We start from the raw sequence: 4,002 nt of genomic DNA on the forward strand, positions 1-4,002 counted from the left end.
CGGTGGAGCGGCTCATGCGCCGCGGCATCTACAAGGGCCCGCTGGTGATGAACTGGGTGGCGATCGGCGGCGGCATGGACGCGCCCAGCATCTACAGCCTGGCCCACTTCGTGCGCGCCGTGCCCGATGGCGCCGTGCTCACCGTGGAAAGCAATGTGCGCAACGTGCTGCCCGTGAACATGATGGGCATCGCCATGGGCCTGCACGTGCGCTGCGGCACCGAGGACTGCCTGTGGAACCAGTCGCGCAGCGCCAAGGCCAGCACGGTCTCCCAGATCGAACAGCTGGTGCGCATCGCGCGCGAGTTCGGCCGCCCCATCGCCACGGCGCAACAGGCGCGCGCCATCAGCAAGATTGGCGTGTTCTACGACACCCCCGAAGAGACATTGGCGGCCAACGGCTTCGCGCCCAACCGCAACGGCGGCAACCAGGGATTTCTGCGCAAGACCGCCTGACGCACTAGGCCTCGCCAACCCGTCCCTGCCCCCGCCTGCGCCAGTCCGAGACGCTGGCGCCGAAAGCGGCCCGGAACCAGTGGCAAAAGCCGCTGGGCGCGGCAAACCCCAGCAGGCCCGCCACCTCGCCCAGGGGCTGGCCACCGTCTTGCAGATGGCGCAGCACCAGTTCCCTGCGGAGGGTGTCGAGCAGCGCCGAGAAAGTCTGCCCCTCCGCAAGCAGGCGGCGGTGCAGCGTGCGGCGGTCCATTCCCAGGTGGCGCGCCACCTGCTGGGCCGTGCAGCGGCCGCCCGGCAGCAATGCAATGATCAGCTCCCTGCAGGCCGCCTGCATGCCTTCGCCCCGGCTGCGCAGCGCCTGCTCCAGATGGCTTCGCGCAAAGCGCGCAACGCCCGAGCCCTGCGCCTGGCCGCATTCGCGCAGCAGTTGCAGGTCCGCCAGGCGGCAGACCATGCCGTTGAAAGGCTGGTCAAACAAAGGGGTCATGCCGAAGAAGGCACGGTGGGCCGATGCATCGGCCGGTGCGCGGTGTACGAAGCTGACCTGCTGCGGGCGCCACTGGGCACCGATCAGCTCGCGCAGCACGCGAAACATCACGCCCACCGCCAGCTCCATGGACTGGCGCATGGCCATGCCCGCGATGGGCACCAGGTCCTGGCGCACCAGCACCCCGGAGCCCGCGTCCTCGATGCGTACGAACATGCCTGCACTCAGCAGCTTGAGGTAGCGGCACAGCGTGTCCAGCGCCTGGCGCGGCGTGGGCTCTTGCTGCAGCACAAGGCTGATGGGGCCCAGGTGGGACAGGCTGCGCCGCGCCGCCAGGCGCAGCGCGAAATCCTGCGTTCCCGTGGTGCGCGCGGCCACCTCCAGCAGCTCGCGCACGGCATGGATGGGAATCAGCGTCTCCGGGTCGTCGAGCAGGCGCGCCGACAGTCCCGCCGCGCGCACAAGGACGGCGGGATCATGGCCCAGGCTTTTCACCAGGTCGGCATAGCCATGCAGGCTGGCACTGCGGATCAGACCGCATGTGACGGGCCTGCGGCCTGCGGCCGCGGTGCCGATGGCATGGAGCGCAGGGGTCTGCATGGCAGGTCCATTTCAGGGAATCAGCACCGTCGCGCCCGTGGTGCGGCGCGACTCCAGCGCCCGGTGCGCCTGGGCCGCATCGGCCAGCGCAAAGCTTTGCTGGGGCTCGCTGGCGATGCGCCCGGCCAGCACATGGTCGAACAGCTCGCGCGCCATCTCCAGCATGTGGGCGCGCGGCTGGATGTAGTGCACCATGGCGGGCCGCGTCATCCAGATCGAACCCTTGGCGGCCAGCAGCTGGGAGTCCACCACCACCGAGCCCGACGAGGTGCCGTTGCTGACCAGCCGGCCGCGCGGCTGCAGGCAGTCCAGCGAATCCATGAGCGTGTCCTTGCCCACCGAGTCATAGACCACGGGCACGCCCTTGCCGCCCGTGATCTCCATCACGCGGTCCACGATGCGCTCGCGCGAGGTCACGATGACGTGGGCGCAGCCGTTGGCGCGCGCGGCGGCGGCCTTCTCGTCGGTGCTCACCGTGCCGATCATGGTCACGCCCAGGGCACGCGCCCACTGGCAGGCGATCAGCCCCACGCCGCCGGCCGCCGCGTGGTAGAGGATGGTTTCGCCCCCTGCAGCGGATGGACCTGGCGGAACAGGTACTGCGCCGTCATGCCCTTCATCATCAGCGTGGCCGCCGTGCGGTCGCTGATGCCGTCGGGCAGCGGGATCAGCACATCGGCCGGCATCACGCGCACATCGCTGTAGGCGCCCTGCGGGCCCATCAGGTAGCCCACGCGGTCGCCGGGCCGCACTTCGGTCACGCCCTCCCCCACGGCCTCGACCACGCCCACGGCGTCCGAGCCCAGGCCGTTGGGCAGGGCCAGCGGATAGCGGCCCGTGCGGAAATAGATGTCGATGAAGTTGACGGCGATGAAGCTGTGGCGCACGCGCGCCTGGCCGGGTCCCGGCGCGCCGGCCTCGGCATGCTCCAGCCTGAGCACCTCGGGGCCGCCGGTGGTATGAAAGCGTATGGCCTTTGCCATGGAGTCTCCTTGTGTAGCGCCTGCGTGAGGCGCCCTGCATCAGTTGAGCCGGATGTCGAAGTTCCGGACGATCTCGGCATTGCGCTCGAACTCGGCGCGCAGGTCGGTGGACATCTGCTCCAGCGAGCGATCGCCTCCGACGGGCTCGAAGCCCGTGCCCGCATAGCGTTCGCGCACGGCCTTGCGGGCGTTGACCCGGGCCAGCGCGCCGTGGATCTTCTCCAGCAGCGGGCGCGGCGTCTGCGCCGAGGCGAACACGCCGCTCCAGTTGCTGAAATCCACCTCGGGGTAGCCCAGCTCGGCCAGCGTGGGCACCTGCGGGTAGTCGGGCAGCCGGCTCTTGTAGGCCACGGCCAGCAGCCTGACCTTGCCGCCAGCGATCAGCGGCTTGGAGGTGACCGATCCGTCGAACATCAGCGGGATCTGGTTGCCCATGACCTGGGCCAGCGCGGGCGCCGAGCCCGGGAAGGCCACATGCTCCATGTCCAGGTGGGCCCTTCTGTTGAGGATGGCGCCCGCGTACTGCGAGGCCGTGCCCTGGCTGTACGAGGCGAACGACAGCGTGCCCGGGTGGGCCTTCACGTAGGCGATGGCCTCGGCCCCGTCGCGCGCGGGAAACTGCGGCGAGGCGATGAACAGCATCACCGAGCGCGCCATCTGCGCCACGGGCCGCACGTCCTTCATGGGGTCGAAGCCGACCTTGAGCACATGGGGCACCTCGGTGAGGATGTTGGTCACCGTCACCAGCAGCGTGCTGCCGTCGGCCGGCTGGGACAGCATGTGCTTGACGGCGATGGCGCCACCGGCACCGGGCCGGTTCTCGACGATGACGGGCTGGCGTATCTCCTGCGCCAGCTGATCGCTGATGATGCGCGCGAACACATCGATGGTGCCGCCGGGCGGCGCCGGCACGATGAGCCGGACCGGCTTGTCGCCGAAGGCGTGGGCGCCACCGGCCAGCAGCGAGGCGGCCAGGGCGATGGCAGTCCAGGGGGGCATGCGTTGCATCATGGGCTCCCGGTTCAGGCGGCCTTGCGCAGAAACCCCTGCTGGGCGCCGTTGCGGTTGGGCGCGAAGCCGTTGGCCGCCAGCGTCTCTTCCACGGTGCCGTAGAACTGGCCGATCCGGCAGATCTCCCGAGCCTGCTGCGCCGTGGCGATGGGGCGGCCGAACTCGACTGCGATGCGCACCAGCTGCTCGATCTGCGCCACCGTGCCCATCTTGGCCGTGCGGCGCTGGTTCCAGAGGTTGTCCTCGGTGCCGCAGCGCACGTGCAGCCCCATGGCAATGCCCATCATGTTCACGGGCAGCACGTTAAGCACCGAGCTTTCCACGGTGAGCACGGCGCCGTCGGGCACGGCGCGCACGAAGTTGGCCAGGCTGTAGATGCTGGGCGCATCCATGCCGCCGCCAATCGCCACCCAGTTCATCACCAGCGGGCCCTTGTAGATGCCGCGGCGCATGAGCCGCTCCACGG

4 protein-coding genes and 1 pseudogene are annotated in these 4,002 nt (G+C 69.7%); 1 reads left to right on the forward strand and 4 read right to left on the reverse strand.

The window, feature by feature from the left end; genetic code table 11:
• The coding region (locus DTS01S_RS29080) for a 3-keto-5-aminohexanoate cleavage protein (RefSeq protein ID WP_174538959.1) at positions 1–455 on the forward strand (455 nt) is incomplete at its 5' end.
• A 4-nt stretch (positions 456–459) separates the two neighbouring features.
• Here DTS01S_RS29080 and DTS01S_RS29085 read toward each other — a convergent pair.
• The 4 genes and pseudogenes from DTS01S_RS29085 to DTS01S_RS29100 form a co-directional block, all read right to left on the reverse strand.
• Positions 460–1,542, reverse strand: a complete 1,083-nt coding sequence (locus tag DTS01S_RS29085) for an AraC family transcriptional regulator (protein ID WP_046988273.1) — start codon at positions 1,540–1,542, stop codon at positions 460–462.
• Positions 1,543–1,554: 12 nt separating this feature from the next.
• Positions 1,555–2,525, reverse strand: a pseudogene (locus tag DTS01S_RS29090) (quinone oxidoreductase family protein).
• Positions 2,526–2,564: 39 nt separating this feature from the next.
• Positions 2,565–3,533, reverse strand: coding sequence for a Bug family tripartite tricarboxylate transporter substrate binding protein (locus DTS01S_RS29095; RefSeq protein ID WP_061290115.1), 969 nt, complete (start codon positions 3,531–3,533; stop codon positions 2,565–2,567).
• A gap of 14 nt (positions 3,534–3,547) precedes the next feature.
• On the reverse strand, positions 3,548–4,002 hold a 455-nt coding region (locus DTS01S_RS29100), incomplete at its 5' end, for a 3-keto-5-aminohexanoate cleavage protein (protein ID WP_174538961.1).

Source organism: Delftia tsuruhatensis NBRC 16741, from assembly GCF_001571325.1.
GTDB classification, from domain to species: domain Bacteria; phylum Pseudomonadota; class Gammaproteobacteria; order Burkholderiales; family Burkholderiaceae_C; genus Comamonas; species Comamonas tsuruhatensis.

Bases quoted from the DNA above. Each gene is read 5' to 3' on its own strand.
- DTS01S_RS29095 (WP_061290115.1), bottom strand. From the start codon at position 3,533: ATGCAACGCATGCCCCCCTGGACTGCCATCGCCCTGGCCGCCTCGCTG.
- DTS01S_RS29085 (WP_046988273.1), bottom strand. From the start codon at position 1,542: ATGCAGACCCCTGCGCTCCATGCCATCGGCACCGCGGCCGCAGGCCGC.